This window comes from Providencia sp. 2.29 (assembly GCF_015832305.1).
GTDB lineage: Bacteria > Pseudomonadota > Gammaproteobacteria > Enterobacterales > Enterobacteriaceae > Providencia > Providencia stuartii.
In genome coordinates this window covers 2,895,266-2,912,586 of sequence record NZ_CP065420.1, presented here as the reverse complement: position 1 = coordinate 2,912,586, position 17,321 = coordinate 2,895,266, and the positions used below count along the sequence as shown (strand labels likewise).

The following is a 17,321-nucleotide window of genomic DNA, read 5'->3' as shown; positions in this document are numbered from 1 at the left end:
AAGGAGCTGAACAGCGCGACACAGTAAAAGTGAAAGTGGGCTGATACGCGATGAAAGCCACTCCATTACCGTCATAGATTCAGATTAAATTGATAGCCTTTTACTTGACAGTTAGGCTAGAATCGGCCTGTTTTTAAATGAATTTGTTACTTTTGAATAAGTAACACCCCATAACGAGGCCGTTCCGCGGAAGAGATATGTAATACCAACTCTTGATTTCTCACACAACACAGAGGCAAATCTTGCTAAAGGATTTGTTGTTTTTCCTATTTCTGTAGAGAAAGCATGATGAATATGTAATCAAGAAAGTATGGTAGAACGTATCACTATCCGTTCTCACCTGGCACCACCAGTGATGATCGTATCAATAGCGATTGGTGGTCGCACATTCAGAATATTGAACAACTGGTACATACCGAAAAACTCGATGGTGAAAATAATTGCTTAAGCCAATATGGGGTTTTTGCTCGCTCGCATGCTGCGCCAACACAGTCAGCATGGAGCCAACAGATCCGCCAGCGCTGGCAGTTAATTAAAAACGATTTAGGGGATATCGAACTGTTTGGCGAAAACCTCTATGCGATACACTCTATTGAATATCAACATATTGAAGATTACTTCTATGTTTTTGCCGCGCGACAAGGTGACTATTGGCTTAGCTGGGAAGAGGTGAAGTTTTATGCCGCTCTATTTGATTTTCCAACAGTGCCGGAGCTAACCCTCAAGATTGATAGGCAACTTGGGCCACAGGCTTATGCGGCTCAGCTTAGTGAGGCCGCTTCACAAGATAGCCTTTTTGGGGCTTGTGATACGTTTACTCAGCAACCTTGTAGTATGGAAGGCATTGTGACTCGCGATAGCCGCCGTTTTTTGGTCGCTGATTTTATGCAGCATGTCTTTAAATATGTGCGAAAAAACCATGTTAAAACCGATATTCATTGGAAAAGACATTGGCAGCGAGCGAAGTTAGCGTTCGAACGCCAAAAGGGGGAAGTATGAGTTGGCAATTGACTGAACAACGCGCATGGTCACAGCTAGAGGCGCAATTTGATTTTGTGCGTGATATGCGAGGCGTACCGCAAGATGCGCTGCATCATGCCGAAGGTGATGTGGCAACACATACACAAATGGTTTTAGCAGCACTCGAAGCATTACCTGAATACCAACAACTCCCTGTTTTACAGCAAAATATCGTTTGGGCAGCAGCACTGCTGCATGATGTTGAAAAGCGTACGACAACACGAGAAGATGAAAACGGGCGTATTATCTCCCCTGGTCATGCGAAAAAAGGTGAATTATCTGCTCGACGCATTCTTTATCGAGAGGTTGAAACCCCGTTTGCGATACGTGAACAAATCGCCGCTTTAGTTCGCTATCATGGCTTACCTTTATGGTTGATGGAAAAAGTCGACCCTGAGCGGGCGCTATTTGCTGCTTCTTTACGTGTTGATATGTCACTGCTGTGTTTATTAGCAAAGGCGGACGTATTGGGGCGCATATGCCAAGATCAGTCGGAACTCTTGTCTCGCATTGAAATATTTGAGCTATTTTGTCGCGAACAGGGGTGTTGGACGCAACCAAAAGCTTTTGCTTCGGCGGTTGGGCGTTTCCATTATTTTCATCACCAGCGTGGCACTACGGATTACGAGCCTTTTGAGGAGCAAGGAAGTGAAGTGGTTATGCTGTGTGGCTTGCCGGGAATGGGAAAAGATCACTTTATTGCTCAGCATTATCCGCAATGGGAAGTGGTCTGCCTTGATGAAATTCGTCGCGCGCATAAAATCGATCCTGCCGATAAAAATGCGCAAGGTTGGGTCGCTCAACAAGCGAAGGAGCAGGCGAAAGTCTTGTTACGTGCAAAAAAGGACTTTATTTGGAATGCAACTTCACTGAGTGCGTCATTAAGAGCCAGTATGATCGGTTTGTTTGCCCGCTATCAGGCGAAAATCCACCTTATTTATTTGGAAGTTCCCTACAAGCAGTGGCAACAACAAAATCGTCAACGTGACTACGCCGTGCCAGAAAAGGTAATGGAGCGTATGGCAAGTAAATTAGAATTGCCAACACCTGATGAGGCTCATCAAGTTTCTTATGTGATCCAAGGGGAATTTCAGTCACACTAGTTAGAGAAAGGTGACGCCTATAATAGATAGGCGTCATGTGTCAGAGAGATAACCGATTAAGGAACATACACATCCCCGGAAAATAGCTTTCGCGCCGTTCGAATAATGGAAGCTTGTAACCCTTCTGGGAAGTCGCCTTGCTGATTGAGCGAAACATCAAAATGACCACTGAGGTGTTCAATCGAGATATGTTGCATATCGACATTTTTTGTTAAATAACGCTTGATGACGCTATTTTCTAAGATGGTGCCTGTCGCTATTGCAATAGCGCCTGTAACAGCTAATGCACCGTGACACTTATGAGGCATAAAATAGCGAACGTTAACCGTTCCACCATGAATTGCAGGGGAAACCAGAACAGGCTTGGGGATCACTTTTTGGCTGACATCACCTAATCCCATCGCAAGGCCAGCTTGGCGGCGAATGCTCTCTAGGCGCTGCATAAACGCCTTATCCGCTTCAAGTTGAGCCGCGCTCTCATAACCCGTTTTGTTTAATTGAGGGGCGTCAATGAGCACAACTGGCATCGCCATATCGATACAACTGACTTCGACGCCATCGAAAGTATCAATGGCATGGCCCGTGGGGAGTAGTTTTCCAGTTTTTGTACCACACGCATTTAAAAATGTGAGGGCGATAGGGGCAGCATGACCAGGAACGCTTGCAATGGTGGTATCACCTTCATAAACAATATGACCATTTGGTGTTTGTACTGTGGCGTTGACGAAGGTATTCGTATTGATATTACGAATTCGGATTGTTGTTTCATCACCTGTTATAGGCATTAACCCTTTTTCGATGGCGTAAGCGCCAACGGCACAGAGAATATTGCCACAATTAGGCGCGGTATCAACAATACGTTCCGTCACTGAAACTTGAGCAAATAAATAATCAATGTCGGCATCAGGGTGGGGGGAGCGGCTAATGATTGCCACTTTACTGGTTTGAGGGCTACCACCACCAATACCATCAATTTGCAGTGCGTGGCCCGATCCCATAATAGCTAATATGAGTTCATCGCGCTCTTGGATATTCTTTGGTAGGTCATCTGCTAATAAAAATACGCCTTTAGATGTGCCGCCACGCATCAACATACAAGGTATTTTTTTCATGTATTTTCCTATTTAGAGTATTGCTCATTTATTATTTATGCTGTTGATGGCATGAAATAAAAACAATCGCTGCCGGTAGCACAGCAAAATAATAGGAAGAGGACATTTAATATTTAAATGGGATCTCATAAGCTCAGATCCCATTGTTAATTTAATTTGTATTCAGATTATTATTTTCTAAATTAAACCGGAGCTGATTAATATTTCCCACCAGCCTAAACCAATTGTCATATGTACCAGTAAACTTAAGAATGCAACGATACCACCTATAATCCACCAAGAACGAATATCGTTGTAGCCAGCACCGAAGACGATTGGTGCTGCCGCGCCTCCGTAGTGGGTTAAGCTGCCACCGTAAGCATTCGAGAAGAGTAGACCGAGGGCTAGCAGCATTGGTGGTGCACCCGCAACCATACCGACAGTTGCAAACACAGGCACCATTGCAGCGACATAAGCACCGCCAGACGCGAAGAGGTAACGTATCGCAACACTGATAAACATAATCACAAAGAAGGCGAGCATGGTTTGATCACCGAATGAGAGGTGTTGACCCATAACATTGGCTAACCATTCGAAAAAGCCAGCTTTTGTCAGTACACCAGACATCCCGATGATACCGCCGTACCAAATCAAGGTATTCCAGCCACCTTTATTTTTTAGCACATCATCCCAAGTCACAACGCCCAGAATTAATGTCAAAGCCATAACACAAATCGCAACAGTGGAAGCACTGACACCAATTTTATCGGCAAAGATCCAACCCGCTAAAGCTAATAGGAACACAATACTCAACAGCTTTTCTCTTACCGTCATGGGGCCAAGCTCTTCTAAACCTTTTGCGGCGATCTCTTTGTTGTTGACCTTTTTTAACTCAGGTGGATAAAGCTTATAGATAATGAATGGCGTTAAAATGAGCATGATAAGACCCGGAACTGCGGCTGCAAGCGCCCAGCCTCCCCAACTCAAACTAATGCCCATAATATCGCTCATCATCGCCAGTGCTAACGCATTCGGAGCCATAGCTGTTAGGAACATATAGCTGGTGGTTTTTGTCACCATATAAACGTTCACTAAAAGGTAGTGACCTGCTTTTCGAGGGCTTTTTTCGGGATCTGAACCCAGAGCCACAGCCACACTGTTAATGATAGGGAAAACAATCCCACCAGCACGCGCGGTATTGGAGGGGGTTGCAGGCGCGATAATTAAGTCAAGGATGGCAGTCACATAGCCAAGACCTAATGTCGTACTACCTAATTTACCAATTAAAACATAGGAAAGTCGTTTACCTAACCCAGTGATCACGAAAGCAGCACTGAGTGTAAACGCTGCAAAGACTAACCATGTTGTACCCGAAGCATAACCACTTAAGACCTCGCTCACTTTGACATCTTTAGTGCCAGTCACACCGATGATCGTCGCACTTGCAGCAATGGTGGCTAACAATATTACAGGTTCAGAATAAGGTTTTAGTACCAGCCCGACGATAGCGGCTAAGTAGAGACCAAATAGTAACCAAGCAATATGGGGTAGCCCCTCCGGCGTGGGAATAAGCGATATGATTATGGGAATCGCTATTAGAATAAATAGCTTCCATATTTTATCTTTTTGCATAGGCCAGTTTCCTTAATATTAATACTAAACTTAATTAATATTAAATTTTATGAACTTTAATATTATGAATTTGTTTAATGACAAATTTGGCATGCAGAGATTCGTTGAAGAGTGTCAATCTCTTCTTCAATACCAAATAAGTTATAAATTCGTTAAACTAATAATCAATATTTAATTAACATATCTTTATTAAAATGATTTTTAATTTTCCTATGTTGATTTAAATTTATTTTTTATTAATGAGTAAAATGGATCCTGTCTTTTGAATAAGGTAACCGAGATAAAAACCACGTTAAAATAAGTAAATCAGCACTTCCTCCAGGACTTAAATTTTTTGCGATACATTGATTATCGAATGATTTAATTTTTTCTAAATCAGCAGAGGTTGTTAATCCACCTTGGTCGAGTAAAGTTTGCGCTTGTGTTTTTAACCATGCTAACCCTTCCAATCCACCACGATTGGCAACATTGGTATCATCATTGTTCGCCATTAATAGGATTAACGTTTCAAGTAATGCGAGTTCTTGTGGTTTACCTTCAACAAGTTGTTTTAAATAGTAGGGGAGCGATAAATTGACGACTAATTGATAACCACTTTCAGCTTCACCGCGCGCGCCTGTCAAACCGAAAGATTGATATAACCGCTGGCCTGCTGTAGGACGGCTCGTTTTATGTTTTAGTTCCGCGGTAATGCCTCGGCACATTTGTGATACCCCATTACTGATACTCATGGCTGAAACGGGTTCATGCAGTGCTAATTGGCGACCAATAACGGTTAGTAGTAATCCAAGAGAAAATATTGATCCTTTATGGGTATTAACCCCTTTGGTGGATTGGAACATCGACTTTTCACAAGCTATACCAATAGGGCGAATAAGCGTCAAAACTTGCTCGATGGGGTACTGCTTATATTTGGCGCCTGCCAGTAAAAAGTCAGGAAAATGTTGTGCAATAGCATGAGCACTAAGATGAAAATCGGTCAGCGCCATGTCTTTATGAGCGCCAGTATTGAATTTATCAACTAACCCTGGTTTGGGGGTTAAATTGACTTCTGCCATCATGGCTTGCCAGCCGAGTTGGCTGTAGTAGTGCACGATCTCTTGTGTGAGTTGCTCTGTTTGCTCAATCGTGATTGGACGCATTGGCTAGCACCTCTATCTGATGAATAATTTCACTTAATGAATGAGCACGCTCTCGCGCACAGATCTTAGCTTCTTTTTCGCAGATTAAGCAGCGTCTAGGAGGAAGTTGCAGCTCAGAGCGCGAATATTGCCGTCCTTGTGCATCAAAGACATCAAAATCCCACAGGCGACCGACCGCTGATAACTCTTCTGCTTCAATTAAGGCAGTTTTAACCTCAATGGCATCGGCATCGACTGCCACGAAACATTCAGGGCCTGTTGGTAAAGCGAAAGATTGTTGTGCTAAAAGTACCCACTGCCTGCATTGAGCCACCTGTTTAAGCGCATTTAATCCCTGATTAAAGATTTGCCTGACAAGATGATTATCTTTAACAGGTCCAGGAAAAACGACAGTAAATGAAATCAGGGTTACCTGATGGAGACCAATCCATTGTTGTTGCCGAGCCTGACGAACATCACGGCTTGCCAACAATTCAGATAAAGAAATTTCAGGTTGCTCTATCGTATCAGGCAGTGGGTAAAACATGGTGTTACTCCTTAACCTGATGCACGACATCAATTACAGAGCCATCGCGATAACGAACTACTGCCACGACTTTGTCTGTAAATTCAATCGGATTAGGTTTACCCGTTAACAGTTCAGCTCGTTCGCGTAACCAATCAATGGAGACCGTTTTTATGCCCTGACTTTCCAATTGCTGTTTTAGCTCAGGACGGGCAGGGTTGACGGCAATACCATGGTCAGTGACGAGAATATCGACGCTAGAGCCGGGGGTAACACAAGTGATCACTTCATCGACTAAAGTTGGAATGCGACCACGTACTAAAGGTGCAACAATGATTGACAGTTTTGATGCAACCGCGGTATCACTGTGACCGCCAGATGCACCGCGGATCACGCCATCTGAGCCAGTTAACACGTTGACATTAAAGCGTGTATCAATTTCGAGGGCGCTGAGTACAACAACGTCAAGCATATCAACAGAGGCCCCTTTCGAGTCAAAGCAAGCGTATTGATTGGCGCTGATTTCGATGTGATTCGGGTTGCGGGCGAGTGACATTGCCGCAGCACGGTCAAAACTCTGCACATCAATTAACTTGCGAATAAAGCCTTTTTCATGCAGATCAACAATCGTGGATGTGATACCCCCTAATGCAAAACCTGCACAGATGTTATGGCGACGCATTTTGTCTTCAAGGAAACGAGTGACGGCAAGTGAAGCACCGCCAGTCCCCGTTTGTAGTGAAAAACCTTCTTTAAAGTAGCCTGATTTTTCGATGACGTCTGCGGCTGTTCGCGCAATCAGTAATTCACGCGGATTAGAGGTCATACGAGTTGCATCGGCACCGATTTTGTCGGCATCCCCCACACGCGCTACTTTGACGATATAATCGACTTCATCTTGTTTGATGCTAGCAGGGTTATGTGGATAAGGGAGTAACTCTTCGGTTAGCATCACGACTTTATTTGCCGTTTCGGCATCAATTTTTGCATAACCTAATGAACCGCAACAAGCTTCACCGGTATAGCCATTGGCATTACCGTATTCATCACAAGATGGAACACCAATAAAAGCCACATCGATATTCAGTTCGCCGCTATGGATCAGGTTAGCTCGCCCACCATGCGAGTGAATTTGTACTGGTTCAGCTAATTCACCACGGGAAATGGCTTCTGCTAATGGCCCACGAATACCAGATGTGTAAATTTTGCGGATAACACCATGGCGAATATGTTCTACTAATGGGGAATGGCAAGCACTCAACGAGCTAGAAGCCAGAGTGAGATTACGGAATCCCATCTCTGCAATCACTTGCATGACAAGGTTGATGGTCAAATCACCGCCACGAAAAGCATGGTGGAATGAAATGGTCATGCCATCTTTTAAACCTGAACGGCGGATGGCGACTTGCAAATCATCACACAGTTTGCGATTGCGGGGTTTTTGAACTTGTTGTTGTACTTTGCCAATATCTTTAAATTGACGAGGGGCATCGTCAGTTATATGGTCAAAATAGGCTGATACGCGTGCCTGGCGCTGTGTTATCGTTGTCATTTTCAATGCCTCACTCTTCTCGAATACCTGATAATGCCGCTCGTGAAAGCACTAAGCGTGCTCGGTCAATGACAGGGCCATCAACCATTTTTCCGTTCAGTGAAACCACACCACGGCCTTCTTGTTCCGCGGCATTGGCGGCATCAACAACGCGTTGGGCGTGATCCACTTCTTTTTGTGTCGGCGCATAAAGGTTATGAAGGAGTTCGATTTGACGAGGATTAATTAAGGATTTGCCATCAAAACCAAGTTGCTTAATGTGTGCGGCTTCTTTTAAGAAACCTTCTTCATTATTGGCGTCAGAGTACACGGTATCAAATGCTTGAATACCGGCTGAGCGTGCAGCTTGTAAAATGGCGCACCGAGCATAGAGGAGTTCAATACCGTCTGGAGACCGCTCGGTACGCAAATTGCGGACATAGTCCTCGGCACCTAATGCGATGCCAATAAGTCGGGGTGATGAGTGAGCAATGTTGACTGCCTGTGTGATCCCCATCGGTGATTCAATAGCAGCAAGTAAACCGGTGCTACCAGGTTCGCGACCACAGCTTTTCTCAATACGTAAAATTTCATTTTCGATATCAATAACATCTTGTGCTGTATCTGTTTTGGGTAAACGCACAATATCAGCACCACCGCGAACAACGGCTTCTAAGTCTGCGACGCCGAAAGCGGAATCCAGTGCATTGACACGAACAATGGTTTCAACATCCTGATATAAAGGGTGTTGTAGCGCATGATAGACCAAACGACGAGCCGTATCTTTTTCGCGCAAGGCGACGGAGTCTTCAAGGTCGAACATCAACGCATCGGCTTTGTAAATAAATGAGTTACTCAGCATTGCGGCATTAGAGCCGGGGACAAACAGCATGCTTCTACGCGTCCGAGTTTTTCTTTCCGGTGTCATTATTTGTCCTCCCAAGGCAATGCAGTGATATCACATGCTCTTGCAAGCAAGGCTTCTAGGCGCGCTCTAAGAACACATTCAAGGGCACCCTTATCATCAATAATGATTTGAGCGCCTTCAATTTCATGTTGTTCAATCAATTCAAGGACAATTTTTTCAATCGCATCACCAAACTGTTTCTCAACACTACTGCTGATTTGTATTGAAACTTCCTGCGTGTCTTCTAAGGGTTCTATTCGTACCATGACATCGCTTGATTCAAGCGTGCCTGCAACCGCTGCGTGGAGTATTTTCATAGTTCACCTGTGACTAATTCAGAATTTTCGATACGGTGAGGGGCCGATGTTGAACGGGAAGCTAACATATCCTCTAAATAGCGATAGGTTGCCTCGGGAACAATCGGCTTGATCGCCGCAAGATCTTTTTTAGCAAGCAGTCTACGAACTTGTGAGGCGGATACCGCCGTGCCGTCATAGACCATTCGCGGAAATTCAACCAGCTCAATAGGTGGATAACTAAGCGTGCGAGTTTCGAGCCAATAGCGCATGTCTTCGTTATATTGATTAGTGACTTTGCAAAAAGGCTCAGTGCCCACAAAACGGTGTGTGATCCCCAGTGCTGGTGCAATATATTGACGGAAAATTTTGATATCGATTTCGGTATAACAATTATCAACAACGGCTTTGTCCTTGATGAAATAGCAGGGAAAAGTCGCTCTTGAGATGATGTATTCAGAGCCTTTGTGGATAGTGAGATTTTCAATTCCTTTGGTGCCAGCTTCAATCAGTGCTAAGCGAACGCTATAAGGGAACCGTGAGGTATCTTCTTTGACGACAAATAAATGTAGCCAATCACAAGACTGAGCGGCTTTTTCGATTAAATAGCGGTGACCCAGAGTGAATGGATTGGCATTCATCACGATAGCACCTATTTTTTTGCCTTCTTTACGGTAGTTTTTTAAGTTTTTAATATAGCGTTTTAAGTAACAACAACTATTTTCCATTAATACCATGATATTTGGCACAGTAGCCAAAGTATGGAATCCACATTGTTGAAATAAACTTTCGTTTTGAGTTTTAGTATAAATGAAGAGATGGGTTGTATTATTTTCGTAGGCAAGGTTAACTAATTCAGTGGCTAATTTTAATGCAAGACCTTCACCACGAACATGATCACTGATAGCCACACATTTAATAACATTTTTAGCGAGGCCACCACATGCAATTAATTTATCATTGCGCGTAATTGTAATAAAAACGTCAATGCTTGAATCAATATCGAGGTCGTTCTCTTTTAAAAACTGAGCAATTTCAGCTAGTTTCCTGTTCTCATGACGTTTTACTTGGTGAAACGTTATGTTTTCGAACATATTAGTATCCTGCATCTCATATAGAGATGTTTTTAAGTTGTTACTAATGTTAAAGTTAATTAAATAAAACTCTTAATATTAATTTAATAAATAACTCATTAGCTTTTTATTTAATTATCCTTTTCGATATTAATATTAATGCTTATAGCATTATTATATTTGACCTGTTTCATGTTTCTAAAAGGAGTTTGTATTTGTTTAATGGTTTTTATGCACTTTATTATGGGATATGTTTTTTATTGCTTGGTTTTAATGGATTTAATTATTAATATGGTGTTTATTTGCTCGCTAAATCGAGTCTAGTGTGTGTTATTGGCTTGCTTTTCGTGTAACAATATTTTTACTTTTCAGTAGGTAACATAGGGTATCTCATGGCAAAAGAGCATCAACGTTCTCTATTTAGAAAAAATAAATCGATATCCTTTTCAGTGCGGGTGTTCTTTTTGCTATTACTCGTTTCTGTCGTATTGACTTTTAGCCTAGGCAAGTATTTCACCGACACGGCAGAAAACCGTTTAATGGCCAATATTCGCTCTCTTGCCATGAGCCAGGCGAAGCTAATTGCATCAATGGAAGGTATCGTCCAATCCGTCAAAACCAAAGACATTCAAAGCCTCAAAGTGATTGCAGATCAACTAAATCAAGATTCAGATTATGATTATGTGGTGATAGGGGATGAAAATTCGATGCGCTTATATCACCCAAACCAAGAAAAGGTTGGCTTTAAAATGCAGTGGAATAAACCCGGTGCGTTGGAACGAGGTGAAAGCTATTTTATTGACGGAGAAGGGTCTATAGGGAATGCTGTACGCGCAAAAACGCCGATATTTGATGAAAATAATAAGGTGATTGGGGTGGTGTCTATCGGGTACCTCACCAATAAAATTGAAACTTCCCGTAGTGAATTATTTGTACAAACGGGAGCCACCTTTTTTGGGGTTTTGGTCATCTTGCTTTTTTTGTCATGGGCCTTTACTCGGTTGATCCAACGGCAAATGCTGGGGATGGAGCCTGAGCAGATCGCGCAAATGGTGGTTATGCAAAAAGGGATCTTTGAAGCCGTTTTCGAAGGGGTGATTGCCGTTGATTGTGAAGGGCGCATCATTAATATCAATCACAACGCACGCAAAATGCTCTCCCTAAGTGAACCATCTAACCATTTGGTTGGGCGCGCTATCAGTGAGTTAGTGACGCCGGCAACATTTTTTATTAATGATATCTCTACCACACAACATGATGTCATTTGTTCCTTCAATGGGTTAAATGTGATTGCAAACCGCATTGCATTACACGATGAAAATCACTTAATTGGCGCGGTCATTAGCTTTCGTAGCCAAAATGATATTGAATCTCTCAATTCCCAATTGACACAAGTACGTCAATACGTTGAGAATTTGCGCTCTTTGCGTCATGAACACCTTAATTGGATGTCAACGCTGAGCGGCCTTCTACAAATGAAGGAATATGATCAAGCACTAGCGATGATCAAAGGGGAATCTGAGTCACAACAGCAGTTGATTGATTCATTACGCAAGCAATTTGCCGATAAGCAAGTCGCTGGGTTACTGTTTGGTAAATATCACCGTGCCAGAGAGCTTGGGGTGCAATTGGTATTTATAGAAGGGTGCCAATTGAGTTCGTTACCGCCGTTACTTAGCAGTACAGAATTTTGTGCCATTTTGGGGAATCTTCTGGACAATGCGTTTGAAGCAAGCTTGAAAAATAATGAGGGTAATAAGCAGGTTGAGTTGTACCTTTCTGATGAAGGGAGCGAGTTTGTGATCGAAGTCGCGGATCAGGGCTGTGGTTTCCCTGCTGAAATGAAAGAGAGGTGGTTTGAAAGAGGTATGACAACAAAAACGGAGTCAGTCGATGGGCACGGCATTGGCTTGTATCTTGTGGCTTCGTATGTCAAAAGGTGTGATGGTGTGGTTATAATTGAAGATAATCAACCACATGGTACTCTATTCTCAATTTTTATTCCGAAAGTGAAGATGCAAAATGATTAAGATAAAAATCCTCATTGTGGAAGATGAACTCTTATTAGCAGAAATGCACGGTGAGTATATAAAATCCTATCCCGCTTGCGATAAAGTTTGGGTTGCAGGTGATTTGGCTCAGGCCAGAAAAATGATTGAATATATGAAGCCTGATCTCATCTTACTCGATAACTATTTGCCTGACGGTAAAGGCATTGATCTGGTTCATGAATTGATCCAAGAAAGAAACAACGCCGATATCGTATTTACCACGGCGGCGAGCGATATGGAAACTGTCTCAGAAGCTATCCGCTTAGGTGTGTTCGATTATTTGGTGAAGCCTATTGCTTATGAGCGCTTAGGGCAAACACTCGATCGCTATATTCAACGTAAATCAGTGTTACAGGCAGGGAGCAAAACAAATCAAAGCCAAATCGACGATATGTTTAATACTTATGCACGGGGGGAGGCCAAAGAGGAACTACCAACAGGGATTGATGCGTTGACACTCGAAAAAGTGCTCTCACTTTTTGCACAACCCGATGCGGAATATACCGCCGAGACAATTGCAGAAACAATTAAACTGAGCCGTACAACGGCACGCCGTTATTTAGAGTACTGCTTAGCTCAACATAAAATCGAAGCGGAAATTGAGTACGGCAAAGTAGGGCGGCCTCAACGAATCTACCGTGCCGTTCAAAAATAGCGGGTAATAACATCATGAAGTCTGCATAAACAAACAGCAAACCGTTTTTATGCAGACAAGCAGGATTATTTTTTAAGGTTATTTTCGAGGATCAACACTTTCTTTTCTGCTCTTTCATTTCCCTGAGAGGCGGCGAGCTTATACCAGTAAAGTGCTTTTCTATCATCCTGTTTGACGCCCATACCGTATTGGTAGCATGCTCCCGTGGCATATTGTGCGTCATTATTACCGTGTTGGGCTGCGCGAATAAACCAGTGACAGGCTTTTGCTTGGTCAGCAGGCACACCATCACCCCTCGCATAAATTAATGCTAAATTAAATTGAGCAGAAATTTCACCTTGTTCGGAGGCCAGTGTTAGCCATTTAATCGCAGATTTCACCTCTTTTTTCACCCCCTGACCATGCAAATAGAGCATACCTAAGCTATTTTGTGCGGGTGAAAAGCCCAGTTGAGCTGAGCGTGAAAAGTATTGATAGGCTTGCTGATAATCGGCTTTATCATACATGCCAGTGGCGGCTTGATAACCCAATAAATAAAGAGCTTGGGGATTATTTTGCTTTGCCAGCGATTGGTAGATTTGTTGTGCTTTTTGGGGGTCTTCAGTAACGGCAATGCCTTTTTCATACCAGTAAGCTAGCATTAATTCTGCGGGTTGAAAATGTTGTGCTGCCGCCTTAACCAACCAAGCTTCGGCTTGTTGTTTATTTTTAGGCAATAATTTATCAACGCCGCTCAGAGTATATTCAGCCATATTTAATTGGCCTAGAGGGTCGCCTGCTTCAGCCGCTTTTTTCATCCAAAACAGCATTTGTTCTGGGCTCTTATCGACACCATTGCCTTGTTGATACAGCAACGCAAGGTTAATTTGCGCTTTTGTAAACCCTTGCTGAGCCGACAAACGATACCACTTAGCGGCCTCCGTTAACTGTTTTTCGGATTGAAGCAGCATAGCAAGGTTAAACTGAGCTTCGGCTTGTCCGTCCTGCGCACTTTTGAGCAACAGTTGTTTGTCTTGAGGGGGAGACAAAGGTGCTGCATAACTGTTAAGCGCAAAGGCACTGCAAATAACGAACAGTGACAACAAAAATTTTTTCACTGAAGATCCTTTTATTAACGTATCTACCATAAGGTTAACTCGCTGTTTTCCCTAGCGCAATAAACAATCTCTTTCAGGTGGTTATCGCAAAATAGCTATTTGTGCTGCAAAAGGAATTTCTGGTGATAAAAAAATAAAAAATTATGAACCTTTTGTATGAGCTGGTGGTCTTAGTAATAAGTATATTCTGTTTGCTTGCGTAAACATTCATATATTTACCCTCAACATTCATTTCTTTACATGAAGTAATGCAATAATGCAGCTATGAAATGGTAGTTTTACTCGAAGTAACTAAGATCCTTAAGTAGAATGCATTATGCCCAGCCGATTTGCTGGGCTTTTTTTTATCTAACTTCCTTCAAATCCCACCTGATTAGTTCTGTGAATAGATAGATGGAGTGTGGTTCCATACGACTCCCATCGGCGTGATTAAATATCAAACAACTCATCCCAAATAGAGTATCCAATAATGGATTTTTTAGTCGGACGGCACTGTCATATAACAATCCACCGAGGGAAAGATATAAGGTTATTAATTGAAATGAGCTTAAGGTAAATTTAATTATCTTAGTTTTAAAATTAGCACAAAATGCTTAACATTCACGTATCAATTGGTTAATTAATATCCAGTATTAACTGTGTAAATTAGCTATAAAAGTGACCTTATTCACGATATCGAACTATTTATGGGGTAATTAGTACTAGCTAAATCTTTATTTTTGGTGCATAAATAGCGTATATTGCTTAATTGATTTTCGCATTTCTAGCGGTATTTATCACTATCAATGTTGAATAAATAATCAAATCTGCTTTAACTCATTGAATTTTATGTTTGTGATTCATAAGCATCCTATTACACACAGTGATGTCGAATTTGAAGGTTAATGTATCGGCGGGAAGTTAGTGAATTTAACGCGTTTAACCGGACAACTTTGGATTTTTAAACTGGAATTCTTGAGACAATAACAATGCTGAGGGTATAAACAGTACCCCATTTAGCTTTTTTTGCTTATGTACAGGTTGTCATAGAGGTAACTAGTGTCCACAACTAACAACAAAGAGGAAGTCAGTCTTAACGCGTTTAAGCAACCTCGCTCGTTCTATCTCATCTTTTCTATTGAACTTTGGGAACGTTTTGGTTATTACGGTCTCCAAGGGATCCTCCCTCTCTACCTAAGCCAAGTGCTGGGCATGTCAGAAACAGAGTCAATTACTTTGTTTTCTGCTTTTGCTGCATTAGTTTATGGCTTTGTTGCTATTGGGGGATGGTTAGGCGATAAAATTCTCGGCACAAAACGCGTTATCGTTCTCGGTACGTTAGTGTTAATTGCTGGTTATGCTTTCGTCGCATATTCAGGGCACGATGTCTCCATGGTGTATATCGGGCTAGCAACGATTGCTGTTGGTAATGGTTTATTTAAGGCTAACCCATCATCGTTACTATCCACTTGTTATGAAAAAGATGACCCGCGTTTGGATGGTGCATTCACCATGTACTATATGTCCGTTAACATCGGCTCTCTTTTCTCGATGTTAGCAACGCCTTGGTTGGCAAAACATTATGGTTGGGATATTGCCTTTTCCCTCAGTGTTGTCGGCCTCGTTATCACATTGATTAACTTCTTTATGTGTAAGAAATGGGTTGCCGATCATGGTTCTAAACCTGACTTTGCTCCAATAGTGATTTCTAAATTGCTAGTGACTATTGTAGGGGTTGTGGCTCTGATCGTGATTTCTACATGGTTACTGCACAATTTGGAGATCGCTCGTGCAGCATTGGGTATCATTTCGCTAGGGATTATTGTTATCTTTATTAAAGAAACCTTAGCGCTAAATGGCTCTGCACGTCGTCGCATGATTGTTGCACTTATTCTGATGTTAGAAGCTATCGTCTTCTTTGTTCTGTACAGTCAGATGCCAACCTCGCTTAACTTCTTTGCGTTACACAACGTTGAGCATGAAATATTTGGAATATTCTCTGTTGAACCAGCACAATATCAAGCATTAAACCCATTCTGGATTATTATTGGTAGCCCAATTCTGGCGGCAATCTACAATAAAATGGGCGATCACTTACCGATGCCACACAAGTTTGCTATCGGTATGTTGCTATGCTCGGCAGCCTTCTTGGTGTTGCCATTAGGTGCGAAATTTGCCAACGAGGCGGGGATAGTGTCTGCTGGCTGGCTCATAATTTGTTACGGTTTCCAGAGTATTGGTGAACTGATGATCTCAGGTCTCGGCCTCGCGATGGTAGCGCAATTGGTTCCTCAGCGTTTGATGGGCTTTATCATGGGAGCATGGTTCTTAACTAACTCTGCTGCTGCATTTATTGCCGGTTACGTAGCATCCTTGGCCGCTGTACCAGAAGGGAAGGTGACAAGTTCACTTGAATCACTATCCGTTTACAGTGATGTCTTCTTGAAAATTGGTATTGTAACGGGTGTGATTGCGATTTTGATGGTGATTACTGCTCCAATGTTGAATCGTATGACATTGGCACAAGATAAATAACGCAGTTTAACCTATATAAAAGGCCATAGACGGTGAGCTGTCTATGGCCTTTTTACTATGTCACCATCCTTTTTACTATGATGGGGTCAGGAATATGTTGTTGTAATACCATGCAAGGGAACAACCGCATATTGGGGCAATTAGTTTTTCACTTTATGCACAATATCAACGTATTTTGATTTATCATCCGGTGTTGGATAAATACGATAAGTATATTCTTCCGGCGTCACGGTGATGTTTTCAACTACGCGGGTAAATAGCACTTCACCTTTATCATTTTTCGCGGTAATTGAGCGGCTTTTACCATCGTCACTAAATGACCAGTCACCCTGCATTTTTGGCTTACCTTCTGGCGTCATCATTTTAAATGTGCCATCTGGAAAGTATTCGGCAAGTCCAAAGAAATTGGCAACTTGTTCATTGGCGGGGTCAACTTGCTTGTTATCTTGATCAAGCGCTTCTGTGGTTACCCAGACTTTACCTACCATGATATCCTCATAGCTATTGAGTTTTTTCGCGACAGACGCTGAAAACGTAGTGCTAGCGTTAGCATTTGAGTTAGCTTGAGCTGTAAAAGCAGACAGGGTTGACAGAGCGACGGCTGTGGCGATAAAAAGTTTCAATTTCATAAATACTCCATTATTAGATCATGATACAGATGATTAAAAAATATCCTTCTATAACCTAGAAGAATAATGTCAAAA

At 42.3% G+C, this 17,321-nt stretch carries 15 protein-coding genes; 5 read left to right on the top strand and 10 right to left on the bottom strand.

What is annotated here, in order from left to right:
- Positions 1–363 precede the first annotated feature (363 nt).
- Together I3B46_RS13585 and I3B46_RS13580 are read left to right on the top strand one after the other, a co-directional pair.
- Positions 364–999 (top strand): RNA ligase family protein, encoded by a 636-nt coding sequence (locus I3B46_RS13585; protein ID WP_318558971.1) that lies wholly within the window; start codon positions 364–366, stop codon positions 997–999.
- Positions 996–2,123 (top strand): AAA family ATPase, encoded by a 1,128-nt coding sequence (locus I3B46_RS13580; RefSeq protein ID WP_163762067.1) that lies wholly within the window; start codon positions 996–998, stop codon positions 2,121–2,123. Before I3B46_RS13585 ends, I3B46_RS13580 begins: the two co-directional genes overlap by 4 nt.
- Positions 2,124–2,179: 56 nt before the next feature.
- Here I3B46_RS13580 and I3B46_RS13575 read toward each other — a convergent pair whose 3' ends face one another.
- The 8 genes from I3B46_RS13575 to citC form a co-directional block, all read right to left on the bottom strand.
- The gene (locus I3B46_RS13575; RefSeq protein ID WP_036943769.1) at positions 2,180–3,235 is read right to left on the bottom strand and encodes a 4-oxalomesaconate tautomerase; all 1,056 of its coding nucleotides are present in this window, start codon (positions 3,233–3,235) and stop codon (positions 2,180–2,182) included.
- Between the two features lie 177 nt (positions 3,236–3,412).
- On the bottom strand, positions 3,413–4,846 hold the full coding sequence (locus I3B46_RS13570) for an anion permease (RefSeq protein WP_004918749.1): 1,434 nt from the start codon (positions 4,844–4,846) through the stop codon (positions 3,413–3,415).
- A gap of 236 nt (positions 4,847–5,082) precedes the next feature.
- The gene (citG, locus tag I3B46_RS13565; protein WP_014658094.1) at positions 5,083–5,988 is read right to left on the bottom strand and encodes a triphosphoribosyl-dephospho-CoA synthase CitG; all 906 of its coding nucleotides are present in this window, start codon (positions 5,986–5,988) and stop codon (positions 5,083–5,085) included.
- On the bottom strand, positions 5,969–6,514 hold the full coding sequence (citX, locus tag I3B46_RS13560) for a citrate lyase holo-[acyl-carrier protein] synthase (protein ID WP_004918752.1): 546 nt from the start codon (positions 6,512–6,514) through the stop codon (positions 5,969–5,971). The genes citG and citX overlap by 20 nt, the downstream gene beginning before the upstream one ends.
- Before the next feature lie 4 nt (positions 6,515–6,518).
- Positions 6,519–8,045, bottom strand: coding sequence for a citrate lyase subunit alpha (citF, locus tag I3B46_RS13555; RefSeq protein WP_004918753.1), 1,527 nt, complete (start codon positions 8,043–8,045; stop codon positions 6,519–6,521).
- Between the two features lie 10 nt (positions 8,046–8,055).
- Positions 8,056–8,952 carry a citrate (pro-3S)-lyase subunit beta gene (citE, locus tag I3B46_RS13550; protein WP_004918754.1) on the bottom strand — a complete coding sequence of 299 codons (897 nt, stop codon included), beginning with the start codon at positions 8,950–8,952 and terminating at the stop codon, positions 8,056–8,058.
- Positions 8,952–9,248: a citrate lyase acyl carrier protein gene (gene citD, locus I3B46_RS13545; protein ID WP_004918755.1), complete on the bottom strand. Its 297-nt coding sequence runs from the start codon at positions 9,246–9,248 to the stop codon at positions 8,952–8,954. The genes citE and citD overlap by 1 nt, the downstream gene beginning before the upstream one ends.
- Entirely contained in the window at positions 9,245–10,321 is a 1,077-nt protein-coding gene (gene citC / locus I3B46_RS13540; RefSeq protein ID WP_036943776.1) for a [citrate (pro-3S)-lyase] ligase, read from the bottom strand. The genes citD and citC overlap by 4 nt, the downstream gene beginning before the upstream one ends.
- A gap of 371 nt (positions 10,322–10,692) precedes the next feature.
- Here citC and dpiB point away from each other — a divergent pair, with 371 nt between their 5' ends.
- Together dpiB and dpiA are read left to right on the top strand one after the other, a co-directional pair.
- Entirely contained in the window at positions 10,693–12,330 is a 1,638-nt protein-coding gene (dpiB, locus tag I3B46_RS13535; protein WP_014658097.1) for a sensor histidine kinase DpiB, read from the top strand.
- On the top strand, positions 12,323–13,006 hold the full coding sequence (gene dpiA / locus I3B46_RS13530) for a two-component response regulator DpiA (protein WP_004918761.1): 684 nt from the start codon (positions 12,323–12,325) through the stop codon (positions 13,004–13,006). The genes dpiB and dpiA overlap by 8 nt, the downstream gene beginning before the upstream one ends.
- A gap of 65 nt (positions 13,007–13,071) precedes the next feature.
- Here dpiA and I3B46_RS13525 read toward each other — a convergent pair whose 3' ends face one another.
- Positions 13,072–14,103, bottom strand: coding sequence for an SEL1-like repeat protein (locus I3B46_RS13525; RefSeq protein WP_040133023.1), 1,032 nt, complete (start codon positions 14,101–14,103; stop codon positions 13,072–13,074).
- A gap of 1,038 nt (positions 14,104–15,141) precedes the next feature.
- Here I3B46_RS13525 and dtpA point away from each other — a divergent pair.
- The gene (dtpA, locus tag I3B46_RS13520; RefSeq protein WP_004918766.1) at positions 15,142–16,617 is read left to right on the top strand and encodes a dipeptide/tripeptide permease DtpA; all 1,476 of its coding nucleotides are present in this window, start codon (positions 15,142–15,144) and stop codon (positions 16,615–16,617) included.
- 140 nt (positions 16,618–16,757) lie between these two features.
- Here dtpA and I3B46_RS13515 read toward each other — a convergent pair whose 3' ends face one another.
- On the bottom strand, positions 16,758–17,246 hold the full coding sequence (locus I3B46_RS13515) for a DUF4822 domain-containing protein (RefSeq protein ID WP_014658099.1): 489 nt from the start codon (positions 17,244–17,246) through the stop codon (positions 16,758–16,760).
- Between the last annotated feature and the right edge of the window lie 75 nt (positions 17,247–17,321).

Coding starts and splice junctions, on each gene's coding strand:
- I3B46_RS13580 (WP_163762067.1), top strand. CDS start 996: ATGAGTTGGCAATTGACTGAACAACGCGCATGGTCACAGCTAGAGGCG.
- I3B46_RS13575 (WP_036943769.1), bottom strand. CDS start 3,235: ATGAAAAAAATACCTTGTATGTTGATGCGTGGCGGCACATCTAAAGGC.
- I3B46_RS13570 (WP_004918749.1), bottom strand. CDS start 4,846: ATGCAAAAAGATAAAATATGGAAGCTATTTATTCTAATAGCGATTCCC.
- citG (WP_014658094.1), bottom strand. CDS start 5,988: ATGCGTCCAATCACGATTGAGCAAACAGAGCAACTCACACAAGAGATC.
- citX (WP_004918752.1), bottom strand. CDS start 6,514: ATGTTTTACCCACTGCCTGATACGATAGAGCAACCTGAAATTTCTTTA.
- citF (WP_004918753.1), bottom strand. CDS start 8,045: ATGACAACGATAACACAGCGCCAGGCACGCGTATCAGCCTATTTTGAC.
- citE (WP_004918754.1), bottom strand. CDS start 8,952: ATGACACCGGAAAGAAAAACTCGGACGCGTAGAAGCATGCTGTTTGTC.
- citD (WP_004918755.1), bottom strand. CDS start 9,248: ATGAAAATACTCCACGCAGCGGTTGCAGGCACGCTTGAATCAAGCGAT.
- citC (WP_036943776.1), bottom strand. CDS start 10,321: ATGTTCGAAAACATAACGTTTCACCAAGTAAAACGTCATGAGAACAGG.
- dpiB (WP_014658097.1), top strand. CDS start 10,693: ATGGCAAAAGAGCATCAACGTTCTCTATTTAGAAAAAATAAATCGATA.
- dpiA (WP_004918761.1), top strand. CDS start 12,323: ATGATTAAGATAAAAATCCTCATTGTGGAAGATGAACTCTTATTAGCA.
- I3B46_RS13515 (WP_014658099.1), bottom strand. CDS start 17,246: ATGAAATTGAAACTTTTTATCGCCACAGCCGTCGCTCTGTCAACCCTG.